This window comes from Pseudolysinimonas kribbensis (assembly GCF_039531715.1).
Taxonomy (GTDB): Bacteria; Actinomycetota; Actinomycetes; order Actinomycetales; family Microbacteriaceae; genus Pseudolysinimonas; species Pseudolysinimonas kribbensis.
In genome coordinates this window covers 778761-791518 of record NZ_BAAAQO010000004.1, presented here as the reverse complement: position 1 = coordinate 791518, position 12758 = coordinate 778761, and the positions used below count along the sequence as shown (strand labels likewise).

Genomic DNA, 12758 nt, shown 5'->3' with positions numbered 1-12758 from the left:
CATGGCAGCGCAGCCACCGCCCGTCACGGCCGCCCCCAGCGTTCTCGGCACCGGCACCCTCGTCCGCTACGCCGTGGGCTCGATCGGCACCGGCGGCTTCTCGACGCTGCCCGGGCTCGTGCTCGTCTACTTCCTCACCGACACCCTCGGGGTCGCCGCCATCGCGGCCGGGCTGCTCGTGACGCTCGCGAAGGTGTGGGACGTCATCATCGACCCGTTCATCGGCGCCCAAAGTGATCGGAGCCTCGCCCGCACCGGATCGCGGCGGCGCTTCATGCTGCTCGGCGCGATCCTGCTGCCGCTGTTCTTCGTGATCACGTTCGCGGTGCCGGCGGGCCTGTCGCCGCTGCTGTCGGGCGTGTGGGTGTTCGTGGCGTTCGTGCTCGCGGCGACCGCGTTCAGCCTGTTCCAGGTGCCGTACATCGCGCTGCCGGCCGAGCTGGCATCCGGCTACGACGCCCGCACCCGGCTGCTGTCGGCGCGCGTGGTCGTGCTGACCTTCGCGATCCTGCTGTTCGGCGCGGGCGGGCCGGCCCTGCGCTCGCTCGGCGGCGACGACGAGCACCTCGGCTACCTGCTCATGGGCGTCGTCGCGGCGGTCGTGCTCTTCGCCGGGCTCATCGTGTCGATGACCGCTGCCGGGAAGGGCGAGCCGTTCGAGGAGGCGCGCGCCTCGGTGGCCGAGACCTACCGGCGAGGCTGGCGGGCGCTGCGTCGCAGTGCGCCGTTCCGCGCCCTGCTCGGCACGTTCGTGCTGCAGGCGCTCGCGACCGGGATGATGCTGGCCGGCGCGCAGTACGTCGCACGCTGGGTGCTCCACGACGAGAACGCCGTCGACCTGCTGTTCGTCGCACTCATCGCCCCTGCGCTGGTGTGCGCGCCGCTCTGGGGCGTGATCGCACGGCGCACGGGCAAGGAACGCGCCTTCGCGTTCGCGTCGGCGCTCTTCGGGCTCGCCGCCCTCTCCCTCGTCGTGCTGGCGTTCGCGCCGGGCGCGTGGCTCTACGCGTCGGTCGCCGTCGCGGGCGCCGCCTACGCGGGACTGCAGACCCTGCCGCTCGCGATGCTGCCCGACGTCATCGGCCATGATGCGCGGCGGCACGGCGAGAACCGCGCCGGCACGTTCGGCGGGGTGTGGACGGCGGGCGAGACCGCGGGACTCGCGCTCGGCACGACCGTGCTCACCATCGTGCTCGCCGTCACCGGCTACCAGGCGTCGGTGGCCGGCGAGCACACCACCCAGTCGGGCACCGCCGTGCTCGGCATCGTGCTGAGCTTCAGCATCGTGCCCGCCGTGATCGTGGCGCTGAGCCTGCTCACCCTCGCGCGCTACCCGCTGCGACGGGCGGACGTCGAAGCCGACTCCGACGCGCCCGACGCCGACTCCGACTTGCCCGATGCCGAGGCCGCGGGGGCGGTCGACGGCACCCCGCTCGAGACGGGTCCGCTCGCGTGAGCCTCGGATTCGTCGAGGAGCCCGGCGAGATCCTCGACCGGCTCCGCGCGCTGCGCGCCGCGGACGCGCCCACCCACGGCGGCCGGGTGCTCAGCTACGTCTACGACCCCGGCGACGACGCGCTCGACGACCTCGCCGCGGCCGCCATCCGCGAGATGCAGCCGGTCAACGGGCTCGACCCGACGACGTTCACCTCCGTCGCCGCGCTCGAGCGCGAGGTCGTCGGCTTCGTGCGCGGGCTGCTGCACGGAGACGACGACGTCGTCGGGTCGGTCACCACGGGCGGGACCGAGAGCTGCCTGCTCGCGGTCAAGACGGCGCGCGACGTGTGGCGGGCGGGGCATCCGGATGCCGGACGCCCGCGCCTGATCGCGCCCACGACCGTGCACGCCGCGTTTCAGAAGGCCGCGCACTACCTCGACCTGACGCTCGACCCGGTGCCGGTCGACCGCGACGGACGGGTGTCGCCGGATGCCATCGCTGCGCGGCTGGGCGACGACGTCGCGCTCGTGGTGGTGTCGGCGCCGTCGTATCCGGTCGCGGCGCTCGACCCGGTCGAAGAGGTCGCCGCCGCGTGCGCGGACCGCGGCGTCGCGCTGCATGTCGACGCGTGCATCGGCGGGCTCGTGCTGCCGTTCTGGCGCCGGCCCGACGGCGCCGGTCTGCCGGACTGGGACTTCGCGGTGCCCGGGGTGAGCAGCGTGAGCGCCGACCTGCACAAGTTCGGCTACGCGCCCAAGGGCGTCTCGGTGCTGCTGCAGCGCGGACGCGACCGGCAGCGCGCGCAGTACTTCGCGACGACGCGCTGGCCGGGGTATCCGGTCGTCAACCCGACGGTGCTCGGGTCGAAGTCGGCCGGACCGCTCGCCGCCGCCTGGGCGATCATCCACGCGCTGGGTGCCGACGGGTTCGCGGAGCTCGCCGATTCGTGCCGCCGCTCCACCGAGACCCTGCGCGCGACGGTCGACGGGATCGAGGGGCTGCGGGTCCTGGGTGAGCCCACCGGACCGCTGCTCGCCGTCGCGACCGACGAGACCGTGCCCGTCGACCGCCGGGTCGACCCCCACCACTGGGCGGACGCCGTGCGCGGCTCGGGCTGGGTGCTGCAGCTGCAGCCCGGGCTGACCCAGGACGACGGGGTGCGGCTGCCGCCGACGACGCACCTCACGATCACCCCGGTCACCGAGCGCGGACTGTCCGAGCTGGTGCCGGCGCTCGAGGCGGGTGCCGACGCCGTGCGTGGGGAGGCGCCATTCGACCCCGCGCCGCTGCTCGGAACCCTGCCGCTGCTCGACGCGCCGCTCGACAGCGCGACGGCGGCGGTAATTCTCGCGGGTCTCGGTCTGGGCGGGGGCGCGGGCCTCCCGGATCGTCAGGCCCCGCTCCTGGCTCTGATCGAAGCGGTCCCGGTCCCCGTCGCCGAGCGCCTGCTCATCGAGCTGCTCGCGCGCCTCGTCGAACCATCGATCTGACGCACATGCCCGGTCTGCGCCGCGCGCGATAGGGCATGTGCGTCGGATCGACCGCGCGGCGTCCGTCAGCGCGGGCGGAAGGGGAGGGGGCGGCCGGCGAGGCCGCGGGCGCGGGTCGCGAGAGAGGCGGCCAGCTGCGCGATCGCCAGTGATGCCGGGTCGGACGGGTGGGCCAGCACGGCGGGGGAGCCGGCATCCCCGTCCTCGCGCAGCGCGCCGCTCAGCGGCACGGTCGCGAGCATCGGCACGCCGAGGCGCTCGGCCAGCCGTTCGCCGCCGCCCGACCCGAACACCCCGCCCGACATGTTCTCGACCACGCCGATCACGGTCTGCCCGGTCTGCCGCGCGACGAGGCCGCTGCGCTCGGCGACCTCGGCGGCCGCGGGCTGCGGCGTCGTCACCACCACGACCTCCGCGTGCGGCAGCAGCTGCCCGAGCGAGATCGCGATGTCGCCGGTGCCGGGCGGCAGATCGAGCAGCAGCACGTCGAGGTCGCCGAACCACACGTCGGTGAGGAACTGCTGCAGCGTGCGGTGCAGGAGCGGCCCGCGCCAGGAGACGGCGGTCGAGGGCTCCACGAACATCCCGATCGAGATGACCTTCACCCCGTGCGCGATGGGCGGCAGGATCATGTCACCGACCCGCGTCGGGACCGCGCCGGTGACCCCCAGGATGCCGGGGATCGAGAACCCGAAGACGTCGGCATCCACGAGACCCACCCGCAGCCCCGGACCGCCGGGAGCGGGCGCCGCCAGCGCGACCGCGAGGTTGGCGGTGAGCGTCGACTTGCCGACGCCGCCCTTGCCGCTCGTGATCGCGAAGATCTTCGTCAGCGTGTCGGGACCGAACTGCTGCGGCCGGACGCCGCGCAGCCTCGTCACGAGCGCCTCCCGCTCGACCGGGGTCATGACCCCGATCGTGAGGTCGACCGCGGTGACGCCGTCGACACCGGATGCCGCCGCCCGCACATCGCGCTCGATGCGGTCGGCCGCGGGACATCCCACGATCGTCAGCCGCAGGTCGATGCGGGCGACGCCCTCGTCGACCACGGCATCCCGCACCATGTCGAGTTCCGTGATCGGGCGGCGGATCTCGGGGTCCTGCACCCGCGCGAGCGCGGACCAGAGCGGATCAGACGCGGGCATCGGTCACGGGCGCACCTTCTTGGCGGCCGGCTCCTCGGGCTGCCGGTCGAGCTCCTCGAGCAGCGAGCGCAGCTCGGCGCGGATGAAGTCCTTCGTCGCCACATCCTGCATCGCGAGCCGCAGCGACACGACCTCCCTGGCCAGGTATTCGGTGTCGGCGAGGTTGCGCTCGGCGCGCTGACGGTCCTGCTCGATCTGCACCCGATCCCGGTCGTCCTGCCGGTTCTGTGCCAACAGGATGAGGGGCGCGGCGTACGAGGCCTGCAGCGACAGGATCAGCGTCAGCAGCGTGAAGTTGTGCAGGTGCGAGTCGAACTGCCAGGTCGCCGGGAGGGCGGTGTTCCACACCAGCCAGACGACGACGATGACCGTCATCGCGATGAGGAACGCGCTCGTGCCCATCGCGCGGGCGAACGCCTCGGAGAACCGGCCGAATCGGTCGGTGCCGGTCGCCCGGAACGGCACGAAGGACGAGCGCAGGCCCTTGGGGGCGTCGAAGTCGCTAGCGGCGCGTGCCATGAGACGTCCTCCTTCGTGGGATCGGGATCGCTGCGGTCGAGGTGCTCACCGGGCCGCGCCGGTTCTCGGTACTTCGCCAATCATCGGGGAGCAGATAGTCGAGGACGTCGTCAATGGTCACCACCCCGACGAGTCGATGGTTCTCATCCACGACGGGGAGCGAGACCAGGTTGTAGCTGGCGAGGATGCGCGACACCTCGGCCGCGCTCGTGTCGGCGCGCACCGGCTCGAGGCTCGTGTCGAGCAGGGTGCCGAGGCGCTCGTTCGGCGGGTAGCGCAGCATCCGCTGGAAGTGCACCATGCCGAGGAAGCGTCCAGTCGGCGGCTCGTACGGCGGCAGGGTCACGCAGACCGCGGCGCCGAGGGCCGGGGCGAGCTCGTGACGCCGGATGAGCGCGAGCCCCTCGGCGACGGTCGCATCGGCCGACACGATGATCGGCTCGGTCGTCATGAGTCCGCCCGCCGTGTCGGGCGCGTAGGTCAGCAGGAAGCGCACGTCCTCCGCCTCCTCGGGCTCCATGAGGTCGAGAAGGGCCTCGCCCTGCTTCTCGGGCAGCTGCGCGATGAGGTCGGCCGCGTCATCCGGCTGCATGGCGTCGAGCACGTCGGCGGCACGCTCGTTGGGCAGGGTGCCGATGAGGTCGATCTGGTCGTCCTCGTCCATCTCCTCGAGGGCGTCGGCGAGCCGGGCGTCCGGCAGCTCGGCCGCCACCTCGGCGCGCCGGCCCTCCGGCAGCTCGAGCAGGGTCGAGGCGAGGTCGGCGGGCAGCAGATCGGAGTACGTGGCGATGAGCTGCTCGGCGGACTGCGGCTCGCCCTTCTCCGTCTTCTCGCGCACGGCATCCCAGGCCGCGAAGACGGTCGACCCGCGGCCGAACGCGCCCGTCTTCGGGCGGCGCAGGAACAGGTCGGTGACGTCCCACTCGCCGGGCGCGGTCTCCTCGATCGCGACGTCCTCGATCGTGGCGTCGCCGGAGCCGTCCCGCACGACGACACGGCGACCCAGGAGCTCGGCGATCACGCGCACCTCGCCGCCGCGCTGGACGAAGCGGCGCAGATTGATGAGGCCGGTCGTGATGACCTGGCCCGCGCCGATGCTCGTGACCCGGCCGATCCCCACGAAGACGGTGCGCTTGCCGGGGATCTCGACGATGAGCCCCACGACGGTCGGCGACTTGCCGCGGCGGTAGACCACCAGCACGTCGCGCACGCGGCCGACCCGGTCACCGGCCGGGTCGAAGACGCTGCAGCCGGCCAACCGGGCGACGAAGACCCTGGTGGCGCTCACGCTGAAACCCTACTCGCGGCCTCTCGTGGGATGATGCCCGCATGACCGACCCTCTCGCCCGTGCAGCCGATCTCCAGCGCGTGCCGCGCGGCGACATCCTGGGCACCTACGACACCTATCCGGAGGCGCAGTCCGTCGTGGACCGTCTCGCCAAGGCGGACTTCGCCGTCGCCAACGTCTCGATCGTCGGCAACGACCTGAAGACCGTCGAGCGGGTGACGCGCAAGCTCTCGTGGAGCCGTGCCGCGCTGGAGGGTGCACTGAGCGGTGCCTGGTTCGGCCTCTTCATCGGGCTGCTGTTCACGCTGTTCCCGACGAGCACCGGCGGCGTGAACTGGGAGCTCTTCATCGCGGCGATCCTCATCGGCGCGGCGGCCGGCCTGCTGTTCCGGATCGGGGCGTACGGCTTCTCCCGGCGCAGCCGTGACTTCGACTCGACGCGGCAGATGCTGGCCGCGAACTACCAGGTGATCGTGACCGACGGTCAGCTGGCCGCCGCCCAGGCCGCGCTCGCCCGCCAGCCCGCCGAGTAGCTCGTCCACCAGCCAAAAACGCCCAGTGCAACGGAGTGGCACTGGGCGTTTTCGGCTAGGGGGGCGCGGGGCTAGCGGCGGCCCGCCTTGCGGCGGAAGAGCCATCCCGACCACACGACGCCGGCCGCCAGGATGAGCGCGCACCAGCCCAGCGCCCACCAGCTGTCGGTGCCGTGGATGCCGGTCCCGAGCAGCAGGCCGCGGATCGTCTCGATGATGGGCGTGAGCGGCTGGTGCTCGGCGATCCAGCGCAGCCAGGTCGGCATCGTGTCGACCGGCACGAACGCACTCGACACGTACGGAAGGAACATCAGGATGAACCCGTACCCGTTCGCGGAGTCGGGGCTCGAGGCGGCGAGGCCGATCGCGGCGAACAGGAACGTGATCACGAGGATGTAGAGCGCGACGAGACCGGCGACGCCGATCCAGCCGCCGAGGCTCGCCTCGGGGCGGAACCCGACCGCGATGCCGACACCGATGACGACGGCGGTCGCGACGAGGTTGCGCAGCAGGCTGGCCACGACGTGTCCCGTGATCACGGCGGATGCCCGCATCGGCATGGTGCGGAACCGGTCGATGATCCCCGCGGTCATGTCGTTCGCCACATCGACGGCGGTCGACGCCGCGCCATACCCGGCGCAGAGCAGGATGATGCCCGGCACGACGTAGTCGACGTAGCCGCCATCGGACTGGATCGCACCGCCGAACACGTAGGTGAACAGCAGCATGAGGATCGTGGGCAGCACGATCGCCATGATCAGCTGGTCGGGCGTGCGCAGCGAGTGGATGATGCTGCGGCGGATGAAGACGGCCTCCTCGGTGAGGGGGCGCTGCCGCACTCGCGGAGAGGTGGCGGCGAGGCCCGTGGTGATGGGCAGGGTGGCGGTCATGCGATCTCCTTCTGGTTCTCGGTGCTCTGGTCGTGGGTGGATGCCGCGGCCGGTGAGCCGGTGACGGCGAGGAAGACGTCGTCGAGGCTGGGCGCGCGCAGGCTCACCCCGTCGAGCGCGTCGTCGCCGACGAGCGCGAGGGCGCGGCGCAGGCCGGTGAGGGTGCCGTCGGTCGGCACCTCGCGCACGACGGCCCCGTCGGCGTCGTGCAGGGCCAGCACCTCGCCGCCCACCCGCGCCTTGAGCTCGGCCGGCGTGCCCTCGGCCACGACGCGGCCGTGGTCGATGACGGCGACCCGATCGGCGAGCACGTCGGCCTCCTCGAGGTACTGCGTCGTGAGCACGACGGTCGTGCCGTCGTCGGCGAGCCGGCGGATCATGGCCCACAGGTCCTGACGGCTGCGGGTGTCGAGGCCGGTGGTCGGCTCGTCGAGGAAGATGACGGGCGGGGTGCGCAGCAGGCTGATCGCGATGTCGAGCTTGCGGCGCATGCCGCCCGACCACGTCTTGACCCGCTTGCGGCCGGCGGCTCGCAGGTCGAAGCGGTCGAGCAGCTCGGCGGCCCGGCGCCGCGCCTGGTGCGCGGTGAGCCCGGAGAGCCGGCCCATCATCCGGAGGTTCTCCTCGCCGGAGAGCACCTCGTCGACGGCGGCCGACTGGCCGGTGACGCTGATGCTCGCCTTGACCTGCTCGGGCTGCCGCGCGACATCGAAGCCGTTGACGGTGGCGGTGCCGGCGTCGGGGGCGACGAGGGTGCTCAGGATGTTGACGGTCGTGGTCTTGCCGGCGCCGTTGGGCCCGAGGAGGGCGACGATCGTGCCGCGGTCGACGGCGAGATCGAGTCCGTCGAGCACGACGGTCTTGCCGAACGCCTTGCGCACGCCGCGCAGGGCGACGGCAGGGGCGGTGCTGGTCATGGTGTTCCTTTCCGATACGACGTAAACTGTTTATGCCCTATACGTTATTGTGTAGACCATACGCAGAGGGGTGTCAAGCAGGATGGACGACATGACCGAGGACGTCGAGGCCGACGGCGATCTGCCACGCGCCGTCGCGCTCGCCTGGGGCGTCGCCGCGCATCCCACCCGCGGACCCAAGCGCGAGCTGAGCATCGAACGCATCGTCGACGCCGCGATCGAGCTCGCCGACGAGGGCGGGCTCGCGGCCGTGTCGATGAACGCCGTCGCCACCCGGCTCGGCTTCACGCCCATGTCCCTGTACCGCTACGTGTCGGCCAAGGACGACCTCGTGCTGCTCATGCAGGAGCGCGGGATCGGCGTACCGCCGGACGACCTGGCCGGCGCCGACGACCGCGCCGACGCGGGGGACTGGCGCGCCGGGCTCGAGGCGTGGACCCGGGCGATGGCGGGGCTGTACGTCGAGCACCCGTGGCTGCTCGACATCCCGATCACGGGCGTCGGCGTGACGCCGAACAACCTGGCCTGGCTCGACACAGCGCTGGCGATCCTCGACGGCGTGCCACTCCACCCGAACGCGAAGCTGTCGGTCGTGCTCGCCCTGCTGGCCCAGGGCCGTTTCGAGGGGATCGTGAGCCGCGGCTACGACGGATCGGGCGAGGTCGAGTCACGCGACGCGGCGCTCATGGCCCAGCTGGTGACGCCGGAGCAGTTCCCGCACGTGCACGCTGCGTTCGCGGCGGGCGCCTTCTCCGACCAGGACGACGATCCCGACCCGTTCAGTTTCGGCCGCGCCCGCGTGCTCGACGGAGTGGAGGCGGTGCTGCAGGGACGCGCGATCGAGGCCGCCGCGCCGCACCGGCCGGATCCGGCGGACCAGGCGGCGAGCCGCGATCCCAAGGTCAAGGAGGCCGTCAAGGCGCGCCGGGAGGCCGAGAAGGCGCTCCGCGAGGCCCGCAAGCGGGAGCGCGAGCAGCTGAAGAACGCGCGCGAGCGCGCGCGCAAGCGGGCCGAGTAGCGCCGCTCGCGGGCTGGATCAGGCGAGCCAGGCCTCGACGTCGTCGGCCGTACGCGGGATGCCGATGGACAGATTCTCGGCGCCGTCGGCCGTGACGAGGATGTTGTCCTCGATCCGCACGCCGACGCCGCGGTACTCCTCGGGCACGGTCAGGTCGTCGGGCTGGAAGTACAGGCCCGGCTCGATCGTGAACACCATGCCGGGCTCGAGCACGCCGTCCAGGTAGAGCTCGCGGCGGGCGGCGGCGCAGTCGTGCACGTCGAGGCCGAGGTGATGCGATGTGCCGTGCACCATGTACCGCCGGTGGTACTGCGCGCCCTCCTCGAGCGACTCCTCGGCGCTGCCGGGAAGGAAGCCCCACTCCGCGGTCTTCGCCGCGATGACCTGCATCGCCGTCGCGTGGATCTCGCGGAAGCGGATGCCGGGCCGCACGATCGCGAACGCCGCGTCGGCGGCCTCCCGCACGGCCTCGTACACCCGGCGCTGCACGTCGGTGAAGCGGCCGTTCACGGGCAGGGTGCGCGTGATGTCGGCGGTGTAGAGGCTGTCGAGCTCGACGCCGGCGTCGATCAGGATGAGGTCGCCGTCGCGCACCGCGCCGTCGTTGCGGGTCCAGTGCAGGATGCACGCGTGCGGCCCGCTGGCGGCGATCGTCTCATAGCCAGTCGCGTTGCCCTCGGCGCGGGCGCGGCGGTTGAAGGTGCCCTCGACGAGGCGCTCGCCGCGGTGGTGCGCACGGATCGCGTCACGCTCGGCGATGACGTCGTCGAAGCCCTGCTTCGTCGCCGCGACGGCTCCCCGCAGCTGCTCGACCTCCCACGGGTCCTTGACCAGCCGCAGCTCGCTCAGGTCGCGGGCGAGCTGGTCGTCGCCGCCCTCGTCGACGTCGGCGGCGGACGGGTCGGCATCCAGCAGACGACGCCCGTCGACGCGGTCGGTCAGCTCGCGGTCGGCCTCGCGCACGATGAGCGTGGAAGCGTCGACCGCGTCGAGCACGGCATCGAGCTCGGCGAGGTCGCGGGTGGCGATGCCGAGGTCCGCGGCGACGTGGGCGAGGGAGGGGCGGGGACCCGTCCAGAACTCGCCGATCGCGGGGTTCGCGTAGAACTCGTCGGAGTCGCGCCCGGCCGTCGGGCGGAAGTAGAGCGTCGCGTCGTGGCCGTCGCCGGTCGGCTCGAGGACGAGCACGCTCCCCGCCACCGCATCGGAGCCCCACCCGGTGAGATGCGAGAACGCGGAGTGCGCGCGGTACAGGTACTCGGTGTCGTTCGAGCGCACCGCGGCGGGCCCGGCCGGCACGATGAGGCGCTCACCCGGATGCAGCGCCGAGACCCGCCGACGACGCTCGGCCGCGTACGGGGCGGCCGCGCGCGGCGCCGGCGTCGGCTCGGTGCGCTCGGCCCACTGCGACGAGATGTAGTCGCGGAACGTGTCCGACACGGGCGTCGTCGAGCGGTTGGAGGTCGCGTCTGCCATCAGACCAGTGTCGCACCGCACGCTCGTCGCCACCCGCCCGCGATTCGTGCGGTCCGGTCGCTTCCGCAGCTACGACCGACCGGACGGCACGAATCGAGAAGGTGCGAGGCGTGTCGGATGCCGGACGTAGCGTTGGCGCGTGTCCGAGTCGCTGCAGGCATGGTGGTCGCGGCGCCAGCGCGTCACCGGCGACGCCGTGCCCTACGAGGTGGGGCGCTACCGCGACGAGTGGGCACGCTATCCGGTGCTGCAGCGGCAGTACCACCCGGACCTCAACGCCGGGATCGCGCTCAGCCAGATCCCGCCGGTGGCCGAGGTGCTGGTGCTCTGGCAGTGCGACGTCGGCCACGTGTTCGCGGCGACGCCGCGGGAGCAGCGCGGGCGGCCCGGGCGCGAGCGGCGGCGCTCGACCTGGTGCCCCGAGTGCGCGACCGGGGCCGTGCTCAGGGCGCCGCGGCCGGCCGGATGGCGCCCGCCGGCGACCCGCCGCCCGGCGCGCGGGCCGCGGCTGTGCGATCGCACGCCCGACCTGCCACCGGGGGAGGCGTTCGTGAGCGAGTGCGCTCCCGTTCCCGCGTCGGCGGTGGAGGCGGAGCTGCGTCTCGGGCTCACGGAGCTGATCGAGTTCGACCCGGCGCCGAACGCCGTGCGCCTCGCGCGTGCATTCTTCGACCACCTCGAGGCGTGGCCCGACATCCTGCTGCCCGACCTGCGGGTCGCGATCGAGTACGACTCGACCGGGCGGCACGGGCTGGAGCATGTCGGGCCGCGCGAGGAGGCCGACCGCCGCAAGGACCGCGCCCTGCGGTCGGCCGGATGGGAGGTCGTGCGGGTGCGCACCGGACGGCTCCTGCCGCTCGGGGCGCACGACATCGTCGCGAGCGGGGTGACCCGGCGGCTGTATCCGCGGATCCTCGACGCGCTGCGCGACATCCGGGGGCCGATGTTCGTCGACGCGTACCTCCGCTGAGCGCCGGGTTCGGGCGTCGCGATCTCGGGCGTCAGCCGGCAGGGGTGAGGCGCGCGACGACCGGCCGGTGGTCGCTGCCCGCGCCGTCCTCGGTGTCGATCACCCGGAATCCGGCGATCGTCCACTGCGGCGTCGCGAGCACGTGGTCGATGGGCGCGCCGAGCAGGGTCGGCAGCTTCGTCGGCCAGCTGCCGACCGCGGCCGAGCCGGTCGCCTTCGCGGCGTCGTGGCACGCGCCGAGGTCGCCGCCGTTCGCGCCGAGCCCCGACCAGTGGTCGAGGGTCGAGTTGAAGTCGCCGGCGGCGATGGTGTCGCCGACGCAGTGGTCGGCGTCCCAGCGCAGGCCCTGGCGCCATCCGGCCATCTCGCCGGGCACGGGCGACACGACGTGCGTCGCGATGAAGGTCGGCCCGGAGCCGTCGACCGGCAGGGCATAGACGGTGGGCAGGGTGTCGGTCGTGTGCAAGCCGGATGCGTCGCGGTAGTCACCGAGCCGGGTGCTGATGAGCAGGTCGGTCGTGCGGGCCTTGGAGACCTGGTCGTAGCTGACGTGCAGCACCTGCATCGGCATGCCCGCCGCGCCGAGCTGCTGCGCGACGGCCTGCGCGGTGGCGAGGCTCGTCTCGGCCAGCACGATGACGTCGGCGTGCTGCGCCTCGGCGAGCTTCGCGATCGCCTCGGTGCCGGGGGAGTCGCCGAGGGTGTTCCAGCTGAGCACCGTGATGTCGCCGGATGCCGCGTCCGGCAGCGCCGCGGTCGCGGCTCCGCGGGTGGCCAGCACCGCGAGCTGCACGCCGCCGAAGGCGAGCACGACGACCGCGATCACGCCGGCGAACCGTCGCGCGCGCGGCGACATGACGGTCGCGAGCAGCAGCAGCACGAGCACGAGCAGTGCGACGCACACCGCGATCCCGCGCAGCGAGACGATCTGGGCGATCACAGGGGTCTGCGCGAGGCCGAACAGCTGCGGCCAGGCGATGACGAGCAGGCCGACCGCGACGGCCACGGTGAGGATCGCCGCGAGCACCCGACCGAGCATCCCGGGAGCCTAACGCGGCGATCACGCCCGGCGGC

Annotated in this window: 12 protein-coding genes; 5 read left to right on the top strand and 7 right to left on the bottom strand. The window is 72.8% G+C overall.

Going from position 1 to position 12758, the window contains the following annotated elements; all coding sequences use genetic code 11:
* Nucleotide 1: 1 nt before the first annotated feature.
* Both ABD285_RS14520 and ABD285_RS14515 read left to right on the top strand, forming a co-directional pair.
* Nucleotides 2-1456, top strand: a complete 1455-nt coding sequence (locus tag ABD285_RS14520; protein WP_284254907.1) for an MFS transporter — start codon at nt 2-4, stop codon at nt 1454-1456.
* Entirely contained in the window at nt 1453-2928 is a 1476-nt protein-coding gene (locus tag ABD285_RS14515; protein WP_284254908.1) for a pyridoxal phosphate-dependent decarboxylase family protein, read from the top strand. The genes ABD285_RS14520 and ABD285_RS14515 overlap by 4 nt, the downstream gene beginning before the upstream one ends.
* A gap of 65 nt (nt 2929-2993) precedes the next feature.
* Here the strand turns inward: ABD285_RS14515 and ABD285_RS14510 are convergent, their stop codons facing one another.
* From ABD285_RS14510 to ABD285_RS14500, 3 genes are read right to left on the bottom strand one after another with little or no spacing between them, the layout of a single operon-like run.
* Nucleotides 2994-4073, bottom strand: coding sequence for a P-loop NTPase (locus ABD285_RS14510; RefSeq protein ID WP_284254910.1), 1080 nt, complete (start codon nt 4071-4073; stop codon nt 2994-2996).
* Between the two features lie 3 nt (nt 4074-4076).
* The gene (locus ABD285_RS14505) at nt 4077-4592 is read right to left on the bottom strand and encodes a DUF1003 domain-containing protein (RefSeq protein WP_284254911.1); all 516 of its coding nucleotides are present in this window, start codon (nt 4590-4592) and stop codon (nt 4077-4079) included.
* Nucleotides 4576-5880: a magnesium transporter MgtE N-terminal domain-containing protein gene (locus ABD285_RS14500; protein WP_284254912.1), complete on the bottom strand. Its 1305-nt coding sequence runs from the start codon at nt 5878-5880 to the stop codon at nt 4576-4578. The genes ABD285_RS14505 and ABD285_RS14500 overlap by 17 nt, the downstream gene beginning before the upstream one ends.
* A gap of 41 nt (nt 5881-5921) precedes the next feature.
* Here ABD285_RS14500 and ABD285_RS14495 point away from each other — a divergent pair, with 41 nt between their 5' ends.
* Nucleotides 5922-6413: a YflT domain-containing protein gene (locus ABD285_RS14495; protein WP_284254913.1), complete on the top strand. Its 492-nt coding sequence runs from the start codon at nt 5922-5924 to the stop codon at nt 6411-6413.
* 71 nt (nt 6414-6484) lie between these two features.
* Here ABD285_RS14495 and ABD285_RS14490 read toward each other — a convergent pair whose 3' ends face one another.
* Entirely contained in the window at nt 6485-7303 is an 819-nt protein-coding gene (locus ABD285_RS14490) for an ABC transporter permease (protein ID WP_344203166.1), read from the bottom strand.
* Complete coding sequence (locus ABD285_RS14485; protein ID WP_284254915.1) at nt 7300-8220, bottom strand: ATP-binding cassette domain-containing protein; 921 nt, start codon at nt 8218-8220, stop codon at nt 7300-7302. Before ABD285_RS14485 ends, ABD285_RS14490 begins: the two co-directional genes overlap by 4 nt.
* Before the next feature lie 91 nt (nt 8221-8311).
* Here ABD285_RS14485 and ABD285_RS14480 point away from each other — a divergent pair, with 91 nt between their 5' ends.
* Nucleotides 8312-9238 carry a TetR/AcrR family transcriptional regulator gene (locus ABD285_RS14480; protein ID WP_284254916.1) on the top strand — a complete coding sequence of 309 codons (927 nt, stop codon included), beginning with the start codon at nt 8312-8314 and terminating at the stop codon, nt 9236-9238.
* Nucleotides 9239-9256: 18 nt separating this feature from the next.
* Here ABD285_RS14480 and ABD285_RS14475 read toward each other — a convergent pair whose 3' ends face one another.
* Nucleotides 9257-10714: an aminopeptidase P family protein gene (locus tag ABD285_RS14475; protein ID WP_284254917.1), complete on the bottom strand. Its 1458-nt coding sequence runs from the start codon at nt 10712-10714 to the stop codon at nt 9257-9259.
* A 139-nt stretch (nt 10715-10853) separates the two neighbouring features.
* Here ABD285_RS14475 and ABD285_RS14470 point away from each other — a divergent pair, with 139 nt between their 5' ends.
* Nucleotides 10854-11684: a zinc-ribbon domain-containing protein gene (locus tag ABD285_RS14470; protein ID WP_284254918.1), complete on the top strand. Its 831-nt coding sequence runs from the start codon at nt 10854-10856 to the stop codon at nt 11682-11684.
* Between the two features lie 31 nt (nt 11685-11715).
* Here the strand turns inward: ABD285_RS14470 and ABD285_RS14465 are convergent, their stop codons facing one another.
* A complete protein-coding gene (locus ABD285_RS14465) occupies nt 11716-12723 on the bottom strand; it encodes an endonuclease/exonuclease/phosphatase family protein (protein WP_284254919.1) in 1008 nt (335 codons plus the stop codon).
* Nucleotides 12724-12758: the final 35 nt, after the last annotated feature.

Coding starts and splice junctions, on each gene's coding strand:
- ABD285_RS14520 (WP_284254907.1), top strand. CDS start 2: ATGGCAGCGCAGCCACCGCCCGTCACGGCCGCCCCCAGCGTTCTCGGC.
- ABD285_RS14510 (WP_284254910.1), bottom strand. CDS start 4,073: ATGCCCGCGTCTGATCCGCTCTGGTCCGCGCTCGCGCGGGTGCAGGAC.
- ABD285_RS14505 (WP_284254911.1), bottom strand. CDS start 4,592: ATGGCACGCGCCGCTAGCGACTTCGACGCCCCCAAGGGCCTGCGCTCG.
- ABD285_RS14495 (WP_284254913.1), top strand. CDS start 5,922: ATGACCGACCCTCTCGCCCGTGCAGCCGATCTCCAGCGCGTGCCGCGC.
- ABD285_RS14490 (WP_344203166.1), bottom strand. CDS start 7,303: ATGACCGCCACCCTGCCCATCACCACGGGCCTCGCCGCCACCTCTCCG.
- ABD285_RS14485 (WP_284254915.1), bottom strand. CDS start 8,220: ATGACCAGCACCGCCCCTGCCGTCGCCCTGCGCGGCGTGCGCAAGGCG.
- ABD285_RS14480 (WP_284254916.1), top strand. CDS start 8,312: ATGACCGAGGACGTCGAGGCCGACGGCGATCTGCCACGCGCCGTCGCG.
- ABD285_RS14475 (WP_284254917.1), bottom strand. CDS start 10,714: ATGGCAGACGCGACCTCCAACCGCTCGACGACGCCCGTGTCGGACACG.
- ABD285_RS14465 (WP_284254919.1), bottom strand. CDS start 12,723: ATGCTCGGTCGGGTGCTCGCGGCGATCCTCACCGTGGCCGTCGCGGTC.